The organism is Oscillatoria sp. HE19RPO, from assembly GCF_024220515.1.
In the GTDB taxonomy this organism is placed as follows: Bacteria; Cyanobacteriota; Cyanobacteriia; order Cyanobacteriales; family Laspinemataceae; genus Laspinema.
Map to the genome: position 1 here is coordinate 38,867 of NZ_JAMXOT010000166.1, position 14,942 is coordinate 53,808.

Sequence of the window (14,942 nt, forward strand, 5' to 3'; positions counted from 1 at the left end):
TCGCAATGAACGCAAGTTTCTTCACCAAAACCGTCCTCGGAACCGCCGTTGCAGGTTTGACCCTATTAGGAGTCAGTGCGGGTCCTTTATTCGCACAAAGACCCGCAGGACCGGTCCCCCCCATGACTCTCGAACAAATGCAGCAACAGCACGAGGAAATGAGGGCGCAGATGGAGGAAATGAGGGGGCAAATGCAGGGAATGATGAAGCATTGCCAGTCAAACATGAATAGCGGTGGCATGATGGGCCACGGAGAATATGGCCCCAACCATCAAGATCATCAAGATCATCAAAACCATCAACACCCTACCCCGCAGTAATCAAAAGAAGCGATCGCCCTCCAGGGGAAAGGTGAATCCGTCAAGTTCATCCCCGAGTCAATCCCCTGGGTGCGTCAGGGTATTAAAAGATTTTGTTGATACAGAGGCGAGCGATCGCCTCTTTCTGCTTTTCCACCCTTCACCCCTGCGGGACCGGGCTAGATTGACTCTAAACTCTTCCTATTCTGTCTGATTGATGAAATTTTTAGATGGGGATGTTATAATTTTAAAAAGTTTATTCATGAGAGACTAAAAACAATACCTTATGCAAATCAAAGGAATTAAAAAAGGCCGAAATATCGAAATATTTGATGACCTAGATATTCCGGATGGTCAAGAAATTAGCTTATCAATTGAAACCGGGGGAGAGTTTTGGCAACGTCTTCAGTCCTTTCGCCAAGAACTGAATGCTGAGGGAATATGGATCGAACCCGATGTTTTTGACGGGGTGCGGGATTCATCCTTGGGTCGAAAAGTGATTTGATGAGTTTAGGATTTTGATTGGATAGCAATATTCATCTTTGAGGGGAATAAGGGGTCAGCAACCTGAACCTGTCACCGTGGGGGCTTTTCCAGACTTGGACTGGGTTTTTAGTGCCAGGGTCCCCGATGGAGAGAGTAGCGGGGGAGCAGTCCCGCTCCGGAGTGGGTTACTATTGAGAGCATACTGATGCAGTTTTTCTTCTAACAATACCGCTTACACTACAATATCTATCGAACTGACCCTGTTACAATCTTCCTAACTTTTCCCCCTAATTCTCCATGACAGACACCGTTCTTGATGTTCGCAACCTGCAAGTCCAATTTTTCACCGAAGGAAGACCCGTTAAAGCGGTTGACCAAATTTCCTTTACGGTTCAACGCGGTCAAACCGTGGGGATCGTGGGGGAGTCGGGTTCCGGGAAATCCGTCACCTCCCTGGCGGTGATGGGATTAGTGCCGACTCCGGGACGGATTTCCGGGGGCGAAATTTGGTTTCGAGGAACTCAGGACGAAGAACCCGTCGATTTATTGGCCCTCCCTCCCCAAGCGAAACAGCAGTATCGCGGGGGCAAAATTTCGATGATTTTTCAGGAACCCATGAGTTCTTTGAACCCGGTTTATAATATCGGATTTCAACTGACTGAAGCGATTTTGTTGCATCATCAAGTATCAGAATCCGAGGCTAGAAGACGGGCGATCGCAGCTTTACAAGAGGTGAAGTTGTTACCCAGTGATGCAGAGTTGCGCGAACAGGTGCAGTTGCCTGAAACGGCAACGGAACGGGAAATCATGCAACAGGTGAATCAGCAAAAATTGGCGATTTTGAAGCGCTTTCCCCATGAACTCTCTGGGGGGCAAATTCAGCGGGTGATGATTGCAATGGCGATTTCCTGTGACCCGACGTTGCTGATTGCGGATGAACCAACAACGGCCTTGGATGTGACGGTCCAGGCGAGAATCCTGGAATTAATGCGGGATTTGCGCGATCGCAGGGGAATGTCCATGATGTTTATTACCCATGACCTTGGGGTGATTGCGGAAATCGCGGATCAGGTGGTGGTGATGTACCAAGGTAAAATTGTCGAACAGGGTTCGGTATTGCAAATTTTTTCTAATCCCCAACATCCTTATACAAAAGGTCTATTAGCTTGTCGTCCCCGTCCCGATCGCCGGTTAATTTATCTGCCGACAGTCTCGGATTTTATGGAAGAGGTCACCAATGCCAGTGGCGATCGCGAGATTCGGGAAAAACACAGCGAAACTCACGAATCCCTTGACGGAGTAACAAACATCCAAGAAGTCAGTGCGGCGGACGTACAACAACGGTTAACCAACTTACAGCAAAAGTCCCCCTTATTAGAAGTTCGTAACCTAGAAGTTGCTTTTCCGGTGCGCGGGGTCTTTGGAGAAACCCAACGCTATGTAATGGCAGTGAATGGGGTTTCTTTTGAAGTGTATCCGGGAGAAACCTTGGGATTGGTGGGAGAATCCGGTTGTGGTAAAACCACCCTCGCTCGCACCTTATTAAGATTAATTGAACCCACTGCTGGAAACGTCTTATTTGAAGGGCAAGATGTGGGTAAACTTGCAGGGAAAGCGTTGCGACAAGTGCGCCGAGAAATGCAAATTGTCTTCCAAAATCCGTTTAGTTCCCTCAATCCACGGATGAGCATTGGGAACTTAGTGATGGAACCGTTGAAAATACATGGAGTGGGTGAGAGTTCGCGCCACCGAAGAGAGCGATCGGCCTATTTATTAGAACGAGTGGGATTAAATGCGGAATTGATGAATCGCTATCCCCACGAGTTTTCTGGAGGTCAACGACAACGGATTTGTATTGCTAGAGCATTGGCGCTAAATCCTAAGTTTATTATTTGCGATGAATCGGTTTCTGCCTTAGATGTGTCGGTCCAAGCGCAGGTGCTGAATTTGTTAAAAGAATTACAGGAGGAGTTTAAACTCACCTATATTTTCATCTCCCATGATTTGAGTGTGGTCAAGTTTATGAGCGATCGCATTCTAGTCATGAATAAAGGCAAAGTAGAAGAAGTCGGTCCGGCAGAAAGCATTTACAGCAACCCTCAAAAAGACTACACGCGATCGCTCATCGCCTCCATCCCCACCGGCACCCTCGATCGCATCCAAGAACAACAAGCACAGCGTCGGGTGTCGGCGTAGTTTGGGGGGAGTTGTCATTGGTCATTGGTCATTGGTCATTGGTCATTGGTCATTGGTTGATGGGGGAGATGAGGAGGATGGGGAGGAAGAGGGTCTTCCCTTTCAAGGTCACGACTTTAGTCGTTTCTTCATGTTCGTAGTAACGACTTCAGTCGTTCTCTTTCTTAGTTCGTAGTAACGACTTCAGTCGTTTCTTTCTTAGTTCGTAGTAACGACTTCAGTCGTTCTCTTTCTTAGTTCGTAGTAACGACTTCAGTCGTTTCTTTCTTAGTTCGTAGTAACGACTTCAGTCGTTTCTTTCTTAGTTCGTAGTAACGACTTCAGTCGTTCTCTTTCTTAGTTCGTAGTAACGACTTCAGTCGTTTCTTTCTTAGTTCGTAGTAACGACTTCAGTCGTTCTCCCCCTTGGGAAGAGGTAAGGTGACTCGGACCTTTAATATTTAAGATGCGCGCGCGCTTTAACAAACACCGGATAACGACTTCAGTCGTTACTACAAACACCGGATAACGACTTCAGTCGTTACTACAAACATTGGAAACGACTGAAGTCGTTACTACAAACATTGGAAACGACTGAAGTCGTTACTACAAACATTGGAAACGACTGAAGTCGTTACTACGAACAATTGGAAATATGCTTACTGCCGGAGGGCGGTTTTCATGGAAATCCAGGCGAACTGGGGTAATGCTAACATCCGTCTCCAGCGCCAGGGTTCTTGATAGAGACGGTAGGCCCACTCCATCTGTATCCTTTGTAACCAAACGGGTGCTCGCTCTTTTTGACCCGACCAAATATCGAAACTCCCGCCAACTCCCACCCAAATTGCTTCGGGACATAAATGGCGATTTTCTCGAATCCAAAACTCTTGTCGAGGAACGCCTAATCCGACTAAAATCAATCGGGGTTGCAGTTGTTGCAGTCGCGCTTTGAACGCCGGTTCATCCTCTGGAGAGAGATATCCATCCTGGGTTCCGGCGATCGCCAATCCCGGTAACTCTGTTTGCCATCGCTTCGCCGCTATCTCAGCAATTCCCGGTTTCCCCCCAAAGAAAAAGGTGGAACAGTCCTCCCCCAAATCCCCCGCTAACTGCACCAATGACTCCGCCAGTTCAATTCCCGGACAGCGCTGGATTTTTCGACCCCGGACGAGAAAGTAAAACACCACTCCGGCACCATCAGGAATCACCAAATCCGCCTGATGAATCACCTCAGCGAGGTCCGGAGTCTCTAGCGCTTGCATGGCCATTTCCGCATTCAGCGTCACCACATGAGTACCCTGGCGTTGCTGCAAACGTGACTGTAACCAATCTCGATAGTCAGTTGTAATATGAACCGGCAATCCTAATACGGAAAATTTTTGCAACACCTGTAACATAACCCTTTTGTTTTTAGACCCTTACTTCCAGCTTGCTAATGCCTCAGCTTATTCTTGACGAAATTTGATTTTAATTATATTTTAATTTTATTAACTAACTAGACAGAATTAAAGTCCAAATCAGACCTAACCCCCCAACCCCCTTCCCTACAAGGGAAGGGGGAGTGATTACTCCCCCCCCTCCCCTCGGAGGGGAGGGGGGGCTGGGGGGGGAGAGGTCCCATTTATAAAAATTGGAATCAAAGCGCCAGGATATTCTCAAGGCGGGGTAAAAATCCCTTGCGCCAACGAGTCCAATCTTACTGTTTCTTCAACCCCCAACAACCTCATGACCCTGACCTCAAACGAACGTCAAACCCGATTAGAGTATTACTATCACCAGATCCAGTCACTCATCCTAGTTCGCCAAAATCCGATTACAGGACTGTTACCGGCTTCTACTGCCATCAACGCCCACGGCGACTATACCGATGCCTGGGTGCGCGACAATGTTTATAGCATTCTCGCGGTTTGGGGGTTGGCCCTCGCCTATCGCAAAATGGATGATTCCCAAGGACGCACTTATGAGTTAGAACATAGTGTTGTCAAGTTGATGCGGGGATTGCTGTTTTGTATGATGCGACAAGCAGACAAGGTGGAACGCTTCAAAGAAACCCAATCCCTGCTGGATTCTTTGCACGCCAAATTTGATACCCATAGCGGAGATACGGTGGTTGGGGATAATGAGTGGGGACATCTCCAAATTGATGCCACGTCCATCTTTTTGTTGATGTTGGCTCAAATGACGGTTTCGGGATTGTCCATCATTTATACGGTGGATGAAGTTAATTTTATTCAGAATTTAGTCTATTATATTGGACGAGCTTATCGCACTCCGGATTATGGAATTTGGGAACGGGGAAATAAAATTAATAAAGGGAATCCGGAGTTAAATGCTTCTTCCATTGGCATGGCACTGGCGGCATTGGAAGCGATTAATGGGGTGAATCTGTTTGGGGTGAAAGGGTCTCAGAATTCGGTGATTCATGTCTTGGCGGATGAAATTGCCCGCGCAAGACAGACTTTGGAATCGATTCTACCTCGGGAATCGAGTTCTAAGGAAGTGGATGCGGCGTTGTTGAGTATCATTACGTTTCCGGCTTTTGCAATTGAGGATGGGCCTTTATGCGATCGCACCAAACAGAAAGTCATCAATAAATTACAGGGGAAATACGGCTGCAAGCGGTTTTTGCGGGATGGACATCAAACGGTTTTGGAAGACCCTTGGCGCTTGCATTACGAACCTTGGGAACTGAAAAAGTTTGAGAATATTGAATGTGAGTGGCCGTTATTTTTCACTTACTTATTCCTGGATGGCATTTTTAGAGGCGATCGCACCCAAATCGAAGAGTATAAAGAACGCCTCAACTCCCTAGTTGTCGAATCCTACGGATTGAAACTCCTTCCCGAGTTGTATTACGTTCCTGCGGACAAAGTAGAAGCGGAACGGGCAAATCCCCAGACTCAAACGCGCCTCCCCAATGAAAATCTCCCCTTAGTCTGGGCCCAAAGCCTCTATTTCCTCGGTCTGATGCTCGATGAAGGATTGTTACACCGAGGGGATATTGACCCCCTAGGACGTCGCCGCACCCTCGCCGGACGCCGCAAACCTGTGGTGCAAATCGCCCTGCTGGCGGAAGATGAAGACCTACAAACCGAACTCGCCTATCATGGGATTGCCACCCAAACTCCGGCAGAAGTCGAACCGCTTCAAGTGCGAAAAGCGCGAGACCTCTCTGGGGTCTATCGGCAAATTGGCCGGAACGATAAGTTCGGGCTAACGGGACGACCTGTGCGCCGGTTACGCAGTCTCACTACTTCTAATATTTTTCGGATTCGCGGGGAAACGATTGTCTTCTTGCCGTCGTTCTTAGACCAACAGGAGTTTTACCTCACCTTAGATTATCACTTTTTGGTATCCAATATCAAGGGTGAACTCGCCTATATCCATCGCCATTGGTGGCGCTATCCTCAAATTGGGGGTCATGGGGTAGGACGTCCCACGGTCACTTTGTTGCTAACTCATGCGATGTTGGAAACTGATGGCAGTAGTGAGGGATTTCTCCCGGCATTGCTGGAACTGATGAAAGAATTGCGGGACGGGAACTGCGAAGGGACGCCGGTGAAGTTGGGACGACTGAATCAATTGATGCTCACTGGCAGCATTGAGCGGATTGATTTTCTCCATGACTTTCAGTTTAGTGAGAATCCGGTGAAAAATGCCGCACCCGCTTGTTATTTTTTGGCTTACGATCCCGAGAAAAATGGGCCGTTGAATCATACTCAGGAGTTCATGCTAGAGTGTGAAACGGATCCGGGATTGTTGCTGGATAGTTTGAGATCTTCCTATAATCTGTATGAACAAATTGAACTGTTGCATACCCTCTGTCGCTTGCAGGGATTAGAGTTTGAAACGGGACTGGCAGGACCCGGACGCTCGGTGACAGTGGCGGATTTACTGAATGAAGTGTATTTTAAGGCGGGAACCGGGAAGGCGATCGGGGATTGTGCGATCGCCGGAAGTAACCCGAGAACAACTCCGAAACCCGAGGGTAATAGCACCGAGAATGCCGCCGAACAGCAGATTCATTGGTCCGTCGTCCGTCGCGCTGCCGGATTGTTGAATAAAGTGGATATTGGGTTATCCGATGCGGTGACGGATATCCTCGTCCGGCAAAAGCAGATTACCGTCGGCAAAGCCTATACGGAGGCATCCCTGATTTCTCGTCCGATGTCCTATACAGAAATTGTGGACAAAATTCGGTTGTTTTGCGGGGAGGACATTCGCGATCGCGTCTTGACTCAGGAGATTTTACTCTATCTAGGGTTATTAATCAAAGCCGAACCGGACTTATTTAATGGATTGCTCACCCTGCGCGTGAGTTACTTAATCTTGCTGATTACCAGTGAATTAGCGAAAGAATTACACCTCACCCAAGATGAAGCCTATGAACGGGTGATGGAATTAAGTCCCTTTGAAATTAATAATCGCTTGCGGGAAGTGTTGAAAGGATATGCCGGGATGAATAAACTCCTGAAAAAACAAGAATCCCTGCACGTCCAAAAACAGGAACAAGAGATTGACTGGGTGGTGCTGCCTTCCCCCAATGAAACCGAGGAAATCTCTGGCGGAAATTGGCAGCGACGGCGACAGTTAGATGGTGCCGCAGGACGAGTCCCGAAAGAGTTTTACCCTCGGGTGTGGGAAGTGATGCAACATTGCAAAGGGTTGGTGATTGGGGATAAATTAGAGCGCCGCAACCGCTTAGATAGCGAGTTAATTTTAGCAGAAATGACCCCAGGGGAGAAAAATTTTGCCCTGCGGGTGGAACATTTGCTAAATAAAATCCAAGCACCGGAATACCGACAGGTGAATATTGAAACCTTGATGGAACTCGCGGCAATTTGCGATCGCAACCCGGATTTACAGATTCAGGAATATATCGTCCTGGATGTATTAATTGGTCATGCCGTGCGATTAGCCTGGATTGAAGGGCATCCGGAACGCAGCGACTTCTACGATGAAGATAAAGCCTTGGCATGGCCTTCATTTTACAATACTTCGCCTTATGTTTGTGCCAGTTTTGTGGTGAAAGCATTCCGCTACCTGACCAAATTTGGCAAGGCGATCGCAGTGGGGTAATTCAACTGGGTAAGTGGCAACACCCGGCGGGGGTTCAAACGATTGGCGGCCTCATAGCTAAAGTCGGTTGAAACCGACTGAAAGTCTTATTCAGTGGGATTTATCCGCCTGTAGGCGGTCCCCTGAAAACTGCGCCAAACCCTGCACAAATTTTTGATGTTCTGCTGTCTGTAACCCTTGCTGAACACCCGCTACCACCTGCACCACATTCCTCTGACGCAACGCTTCTACGGATAACCATAAACCGGGAAACACTTGCGATCGCAAAATCCCTTGTTCATCCGGCACTAGGGCAACATATTGACCTTCTTCTAAGATAAACCAATCCAGTTTATTCTCATAAATTTGCCAGACAATATATTCCTGAACTCTATTCCGTTGATAGGCATTCAGCTTATCATTCAAGTCATAACTGGCACTAGAAGCAGCAATTTCCACAATCAATTCCGGTGCACCTTGAATATAATCATCCTCCGTAATCGAAGAATTACCCCCCACTGCCGGTTCAAGGCGTAACAAAGCATCCGGTTGAGGTTCATTCTCCTCATCTAAACGAACCGTCGGCTCAATTTGGGGGTCTACACCGGGCGTTCCCGTCCAATACGCACTCAACCAAGCCATAATCAGCGCATGGGGTCGGCTATGTCGATTTACACGAACGGGGGATGCCACAAACACAACTCCTTCAACTAATTCAGCTTTGGTAATCTCCGGTGCCCCATGATAGCGATGCTCAAACTCATCACGAGTCAGGCGATCGCCACTTTCTAAAGGGGGAGTATTTCGCACAGTAATAGTAGTCATCGGCGTAAAATAAAACGTTAGGCTATATCCATTTTATAACAGGTTTCTATCAAAAGAAACCAGAAACCGGGTTTCTTGCCTAAGTTTCTGCAACTTATCACAAGTTGTTGAAAGAAACCCGGTTTCTCAACCTTGCCAGGGGACCAGAAACCGGGTTTCTTGCCTAAGTTTCTGCAAATTATCACAAGTTGTTGAAAGAAACCCGGTTTCTCAACTTAATCTTAATATCCGTTCCATCACTCCGCTGAAAACTATGCCAAACGCTGCACAAACCCTTGATGTTCTGCTGTCTGTAACCCTTGCTGCAACACCGTATTCAGACTCGCGCCATCTTTTCCTCGCAACGCTTCTACAGACAACCATAGACCCGGAAACACTTGCGATCGCAAAATTCCCTGTTCATCCGACTCTCAGGAAACCTATCGACCTTATTGGAAGATAAACCAATCCAATTTATTCTTATAAATTTGCCAGACAATATATTCCTGAACTCCATTGCGTTGATAGGCATTCAGCTTATCATTGAGGTCATAACTAGCACTAAAAATCGCAATTTTCACAATCAATTCTAGTGCGCCTTCTTCAATCAATTTAGCTTTTTAAATATCCGGTGCAACATTGTCGTGACGCTTTTTAATTCTATCAATTTTCTAATCAGCAAAGCGACAACTCCCAATACAACCCCGATCGCGATGCTAATTCCCAGCACTTTGGTAAAGGGATGAATCGAATGGCTAAAATCGGGAATCCATTGGATGGTCATCTCACCATTTTGACTGCCAGCAGTGAGATAGCCGGAACTCGATGCGGCGATTCCCGCGCCTGTTAACCCAGCGCCAATCACGTAAATCGCAGTTTCGATTTGGCGATCGCGTTTGGCTTGGTCGATTTCCACAATCCCTCGAATCGAAGCGATCGCTTGCTCAACTAACTCCGTCCCATGTTCAAAATAGCCTAAGTCCCCTTGGATTTGCCTGTAGAAGTACGGTGCGGTTTGTTGACTGAAGTGCTGTAAAAATGATAGTTCTTCCTTATCGGTTCCTAGTGTAGCACAAATTTGCTCAATTGTCTCGTTATAATTGTAAAGATTTATCTCGATTGTATTGGCAAAATCTTCCAGCTTTCGCAAGAGGCGGGTGTATTCCAACGAATCGCAAGCGAGTTGCTTTAACTGGGTTTTAAACTCGTCTAAGTAACTGTCGTCTTTGTCGGGGTTAGCGCTATCGAGTTTTTTTTGCAGGTTGTCGAAGAAGGGGTCAAGTTGTTTATAATCTTGCTTCAGTTCGTCGTAAATGTTGCGACTGTCTTGAAACGCTTTGACAATTTTGCTCCGATAGAAGAACATATCGAAGATAGGATCGAAGCAATCTTGCAGAGTGCGATCGGCAGCTTCGTCGCGAAATAGCCAGATCAGGACGTGGGGAGAATTGTCAGCTTCACGGGGTTTGCCATATTCAAAAATTGAGCTACCAAATAACTCGCCACTGCGGTATAATGGCGGTGCATTCTTGCCGAGTAACTCCTGGTAGCAGGTATTGGCAAGGTTTTGTAGATAGGTGGCATTCCGTTGTTTGGTTTTGGTGGTTATCCAAGCGGTAAGCAGGATAGTTTGTCCCAGAAAATTATCATCAGATTTTGGCAGCAGCAAGCAATTTTCGGGGTTAAAGCTGTTGAGGAGATTCACCTCGACTTCTGGTGGAGTCGATTCGTTTTCCTCGTCATAACCGACATTGAAGACTAACGCATAGCTATCTTCTGAGAGTTTCAAAGGTTGAGCATAGACTTCAATTTCGTCGTCGTTTTTCAGAGTGAAGTCAATCCGAGGTTTACCCTGGAGTAAAATCTGACGTTCCCCATTTCTGGATTGGCTAAAATCGAGATGATTTTTGAGGGATTCTGGTTTTGAAGCTAACTTATCTAAAAGGCGATCGCATTCTTGCCAGAGGGGATGATTTTCTCTGGCGTCGTCGCTGAGGTAGTAGGCGCATAAATAGATGTTTGGCGCAAAAATGCGATCGCTGGGTTTAGGGTTCATTGGGTTTGCCTTGTCGGGAGTGGGTTCCTTTATCATACTTTAAGGGTTGAGTGGCGGCAACAATTGGGTTATATGGGTAAACGACGCACTCGTAAATATTCATCACTTACAGAAATAATTGCGCCAGTAGATAATTCCGTTTCACATTCTGCCAAAACATCTGCTAATCTTTTTTCGAGCGTTTCCCGACTGGCGTTTCCTAGCCGAAATAAAATAACGCTGGGTAATGAAGATTTAGTTGTTGCCAACAAAAAACCGAAATCTAGTTCCACAGTAAGAATTATTCTTTCTTCAGTTTCAGCCTTAACCAAAATTGCTTCATCGGGAATTTGTTCTAGTCCTTGTTCCACTAAATGAATGGCATCATAGCCTTGACTTCTTAACCAAGCAACTGTGCGCGGGGAAATTCCCATATCGGCCAAAAACTTCATTGAACTGACTCCACATTTGGATTGTTTTTAATGGGTATCGCTCTTTCCTCGGTTAACCATGCCGCATACAACAAAGCTTGGCGAATATCTTCCGGTTCCAAATAGGGATAGTCTTCGATAATTTCTGCTGCTGTTTTACCGTTTGACACTAAATTAACCACTAAAGAAACCGGCAGTCGCATTCCTCGAATACAGGCTTTTCCTGTCATTACTTTAGGATTAAATGTGATTCTATCTAGTTGTTCCAACATCGATTATTACCCCGTAGCTACACTAAAAGGATATTTTGAATTAAAAAAATTCTTTCATCAAATTAGACAAAAGTCTCTTTAACCGTAGATTTCAATCTTACGAGTTCCCCATCCATAGAGAATTCAGATCGATCTGCCAATTTTCATCCACAAATTCCATATTTTTATCATAAATCAGCATTAACGTCCCGTTTGTAGTAACCCCTTTAGGGGTTGCACTCTTCAGCACAAATTGAAGGTAAATCCGGTGTTTGTCTCCGCAAACAGCGATCGCACAGTTAATCAGTTCAGCCGACAACCTGCGCGGTAAGGCAATTTCTGCATAATAGCGATCGCTTTCATCCCAATACCCCGCAATTTTATACTCGCAACTTTCCAGATGTTCCCGAACTAAAGCATCCCAAACTTCATTCATTGGGTTTGCTTTCGGTAATTTTCGGAAGTCGTTCTCGCAAACTTGAGGAAATTTTGGGATATTGATTCTGCAAAGAGTGACTTTCTTGAGTGGAAATGTTTTGGTATCCTTTAACTTTTTTTGGGGCGGCGCGTACTGCATCTCTGATAGTGGGATGATTTTTGCACCACTCTCTAATCTGTTTGGCAATCTCTGCGTTAGATGTATCGCTGGACGAGGTAATTTGTTTGTTTAAACTGTCTAACTCTTCGTTTGTTACATCCGGCGATAGAAACAAGTCTGGCTTGTTTTCCCAAACTTGCAGAAAGGCTTCTATTGTTTCTTCTGGTGTCATCATCGTTTTAATTTCCTTGAGAATCACTTCAAAGGTTATAACGCCACACACATTTTAGCCAAAAAATTGCTCGTAATCATCATGGCTACCAATCCAAAACCAGGTTACTGTGTCTTCCTCTTTCAATCCCACTGCTCGATACCCCCGCGTAACTCGCACTGACCAAATCTCCTCTTTCTGATTGATGCACTTAAAATGCAGAGAAGGATGAAATGGGTTTTCAGCCCATAGCTGATAAGCTTTGCGGGTACGTTGCCGAATATCATCACTGAGCTTGCGATACTCAGCCCAAAAGGAGGGAAGAACTTCAGATTTCATAACTGCTCGTAATCCATTACAGTTGCTTTTCCCTCTGCCCGTTCCCGTTTCGCTTTTCGCGCCGCCGCGACTAATGCTGACTGGGTTCGACTAAAGGAGGCATCCCACTGCTGTTCATCCTGTAGATCGGCAATGTACTCGCGCAAATGCTCTACCACTCGTTCCTGTAGTTCAATCGGTAAAGCTTCTACCATTTCCACCAAATCGTTTGCTGCTGATGACATCGTTCTTTTCCCTCAAAAGATACTCGGCTTAATTATAACTTAAATTTCTTAAGCCGATTGGCGTTTTTAAGGGGGGTTGGGGGGATCTCTTCGTAATTCTGCAAGAGTTCCATTGTCTTTTGGCTTGGATTTTTACTGTCCAACGGCGCAAAACCCCGCCCAAAAATAGGGCTTTTGAAACGGAATTTCGGTCTGGCTATACCAGTCCGTTAAATCATCCCGCATTTCCTTCCGGCGTTCCTCCCCGATCGACCGACACTCATCGAGCCATTCTAACAAACCAGCAACCGTAACTTGCCGCATCCACTCCTGGGTTTGCTTCAATGCCAACGCTACGGAGGGACAAGTTTTGTAGTCGAGGAGAGTTTTATAAAAGTGAATCATACAAATTGCGGTGGGAAAGGCATCAACTTCCCATAGCGTCCCCAACACATTGCGCGAACCGGCGAAGAAAAATCCAGCGAGAATGCTGATATATTCGTCGCTGGTGGTGGTGATATCGGTGATGCCGGTTTCGCAGGCAGAAAGAGTGAGGAGGCGACATTGCCGGAAACGCAGGTTAAAAATTTCCGGCAGGGTGAGGCATCCAAGAGGATTGATTTTTTCGGATAACTCTATTCCCGGCAGCTTGGCATCAGCAAGAAACAGCTTTGAAATGCGAGGGTTCTCAAACTCAAAAGAACCGTGACAGGAGAAGTGAACGAAGGCTGACTCTTTTAATTGGGTCGCAACTTGCGTAAATGCAGTTTTGCTCGCCGCTTTTCCTTTTAATACGGTGACTGGAGTGAATAGTTTCTGTAATGCCTCAATTTCAATAGAAACATAAGGTTCTAAGCGGTCGTCTTCTGTTGGGTTTTGAATAGCAAATAGAGCTTTCGGTATTTCTGGACGTGGGGGTATCTTGCCCTCTCGGGTATCCTCTGCTGTGCTATCTTCCGATAAAGATAGCTGCAAAATCTGACTGCTGGGGGCATAGCGAATTCCTTGGGGGAATTTGTCGCTGAGATATTCTGTCTCGGAAACAGGTAAGGCGTGAAGCGGGAACAAATGCAAATAGCGATAGGGAACTAAGACTAACTGCTGACACTGGGGGGGAATGTGCGACAGCAGGGTATCCAGTTCCAGAATCTCTGCCAACCGTTGCAGGTAAGCGGGTAACTGCTGCTGCCAGTGAGTGTCATCTGAGTGAAGATAATCGTTTTTATACTCATCCGTCAACTGTCCTAACGCTTCAACAGCATCGCTGGGGGTGGAGACGGGGATGGGTTGTTGCCCTTGGCAGGTGACGATAAAGGCGTGGATGCCTTTGCTGGTAAAATACCACTCCACAATTGCGGTGTTGCGATCCACCAGGGCTTGAATTTCGGCGTAGCGGATCCGTTTTACTTCTTGCCCGAAGCGGAATTTCCGATCGTGGAGGGCGATTTCGGTTTCGATTAAGGTATCGATGTCTTGGCGTAACTGGGTGAGGCGGTGGGAGATGTCGGCAGTGGCGGTTGCGGGGGTGGAGGAGGCGCTACTATAGCGCTGCTGCTGGATGTTCCACCACTCTTGATAGAGGCGATCGTAACGTTCCCAAACTTCCAGGGAAACTCCTTCGGGTTTGAGGCGCGTAGCGGCAAGTAATTCGACTAAGTTTCTCGCTTTGCTGCGTTCCGCATATTCCAAAGCTATAGCGTAGTTTTCTAATTCTAGGCAGACTTCCACCATTACCAGATACAGTTGATTGTATTCTTCGGCTAATTTCTGTTTATCTGCCTCCCCGCCTTCAATGATGCCGCTGCGGATCGATTCTACGGTGTTAATTGCTTGGGCAAAGGTATCGTAGGCATTCTGCAATTGGGAAGTGTCGCGATAGGCAAGTCCTAAATTAAATAAAGTTTCGGCATTGTCTTGGGGAAAGGCTTCTCGGGTTCTAACTTGTAATGCCGCTTCGTAACAGGCGATCGCCGTTTCGAGATTCTCGCCGCGTTCCCCTCGGATGCGATCGCTATAGGCAGCCCCCAGATTATTTTGGGTTCTGGCATTGTCTTGGGGAAAGGCTTCTGGGGTATAAACTTTTAATGCCGCTTGGTAACAGGCGATCGCCCT

The 14,942-nt window shown here is 46.6% G+C and carries 16 protein-coding genes; 4 read left to right on the plus strand and 12 right to left on the minus strand.

Annotated features, from left to right (window positions below):
• Positions 1-5 precede the first annotated feature (5 nt).
• The 3 genes from NG833_RS15965 to NG833_RS15975 all read left to right on the plus strand — a co-directional run bounded on the left by NG833_RS15965 (position 6) and on the right by NG833_RS15975 (position 2,981).
• Positions 6-320: a hypothetical protein gene (locus NG833_RS15965; RefSeq protein WP_254566276.1), complete on the plus strand. Its 315-nt coding sequence runs from the start codon at positions 6-8 to the stop codon at positions 318-320.
• Between the two features lie 265 nt (positions 321-585).
• On the plus strand, positions 586-804 hold the full coding sequence (locus NG833_RS15970) for a hypothetical protein (protein ID WP_254566277.1): 219 nt from the start codon (positions 586-588) through the stop codon (positions 802-804).
• Between the two features lie 278 nt (positions 805-1,082).
• On the plus strand, positions 1,083-2,981 hold the full coding sequence (locus NG833_RS15975) for an ABC transporter ATP-binding protein (RefSeq protein WP_254566278.1): 1,899 nt from the start codon (positions 1,083-1,085) through the stop codon (positions 2,979-2,981).
• A 638-nt stretch (positions 2,982-3,619) separates the two neighbouring features.
• Here NG833_RS15975 and NG833_RS15980 read toward each other — a convergent pair.
• Positions 3,620-4,357, minus strand: a complete 738-nt coding sequence (locus NG833_RS15980) for a WecB/TagA/CpsF family glycosyltransferase (RefSeq protein WP_254566279.1) — start codon at positions 4,355-4,357, stop codon at positions 3,620-3,622.
• 328 nt (positions 4,358-4,685) lie between these two features.
• Between NG833_RS15980 and NG833_RS15985 the strand changes: the two genes are divergently transcribed.
• On the plus strand, positions 4,686-8,039 hold the full coding sequence (locus tag NG833_RS15985; protein WP_254566280.1) for a glycoside hydrolase family 15 protein: 3,354 nt from the start codon (positions 4,686-4,688) through the stop codon (positions 8,037-8,039).
• A 90-nt stretch (positions 8,040-8,129) separates the two neighbouring features.
• On the opposite strand, the gene NG833_RS15990 is transcribed toward NG833_RS15985, so the two are convergent.
• The 11 genes from NG833_RS15990 to NG833_RS16035 all read right to left on the minus strand — a co-directional run.
• The gene (locus tag NG833_RS15990) at positions 8,130-8,843 is read right to left on the minus strand and encodes a Uma2 family endonuclease (protein WP_254566281.1); all 714 of its coding nucleotides are present in this window, start codon (positions 8,841-8,843) and stop codon (positions 8,130-8,132) included.
• A gap of 251 nt (positions 8,844-9,094) precedes the next feature.
• Positions 9,095-9,220, minus strand: coding sequence for a hypothetical protein (locus NG833_RS30460; protein WP_256556009.1), 126 nt, complete (start codon positions 9,218-9,220; stop codon positions 9,095-9,097).
• Between the two features lie 51 nt (positions 9,221-9,271).
• Positions 9,272-9,433 carry a Uma2 family endonuclease gene (locus NG833_RS15995; protein WP_254566282.1) on the minus strand — a complete coding sequence of 54 codons (162 nt, stop codon included), beginning with the start codon at positions 9,431-9,433 and terminating at the stop codon, positions 9,272-9,274.
• On the minus strand, positions 9,430-10,878 hold the full coding sequence (locus NG833_RS16000) for a hypothetical protein (RefSeq protein ID WP_254566283.1): 1,449 nt from the start codon (positions 10,876-10,878) through the stop codon (positions 9,430-9,432). The genes NG833_RS15995 and NG833_RS16000 overlap by 4 nt, the downstream gene beginning before the upstream one ends.
• 68 nt (positions 10,879-10,946) lie before the next feature.
• On the minus strand, positions 10,947-11,309 hold the full coding sequence (locus NG833_RS16005; protein ID WP_254566284.1) for a DUF5615 family PIN-like protein: 363 nt from the start codon (positions 11,307-11,309) through the stop codon (positions 10,947-10,949).
• Positions 11,306-11,560 (minus strand): DUF433 domain-containing protein, encoded by a 255-nt coding sequence (locus NG833_RS16010; RefSeq protein ID WP_256556010.1) that lies wholly within the window; start codon positions 11,558-11,560, stop codon positions 11,306-11,308. The genes NG833_RS16005 and NG833_RS16010 overlap by 4 nt, the downstream gene beginning before the upstream one ends.
• Before the next feature lie 97 nt (positions 11,561-11,657).
• Complete coding sequence (locus NG833_RS16015; RefSeq protein ID WP_254566286.1) at positions 11,658-11,975, minus strand: hypothetical protein; 318 nt, start codon at positions 11,973-11,975, stop codon at positions 11,658-11,660.
• A complete protein-coding gene (locus tag NG833_RS16020) occupies positions 11,968-12,312 on the minus strand; it encodes a hypothetical protein (RefSeq protein WP_254566287.1) in 345 nt (114 codons plus the stop codon). Before NG833_RS16020 ends, NG833_RS16015 begins: the two co-directional genes overlap by 8 nt.
• A 51-nt stretch (positions 12,313-12,363) precedes the next feature.
• Positions 12,364-12,627: a type II toxin-antitoxin system RelE/ParE family toxin gene (locus NG833_RS16025; RefSeq protein WP_254566288.1), complete on the minus strand. Its 264-nt coding sequence runs from the start codon at positions 12,625-12,627 to the stop codon at positions 12,364-12,366.
• The gene (locus NG833_RS16030) at positions 12,624-12,851 is read right to left on the minus strand and encodes a hypothetical protein (RefSeq protein WP_254566289.1); all 228 of its coding nucleotides are present in this window, start codon (positions 12,849-12,851) and stop codon (positions 12,624-12,626) included. Before NG833_RS16030 ends, NG833_RS16025 begins: the two co-directional genes overlap by 4 nt.
• Positions 12,852-12,983: 132 nt before the next feature.
• Positions 12,984-14,942 (minus strand): CHAT domain-containing protein (locus NG833_RS16035; protein WP_254566290.1); only part of this gene is annotated, 1,959 nt, incomplete at its 5' end.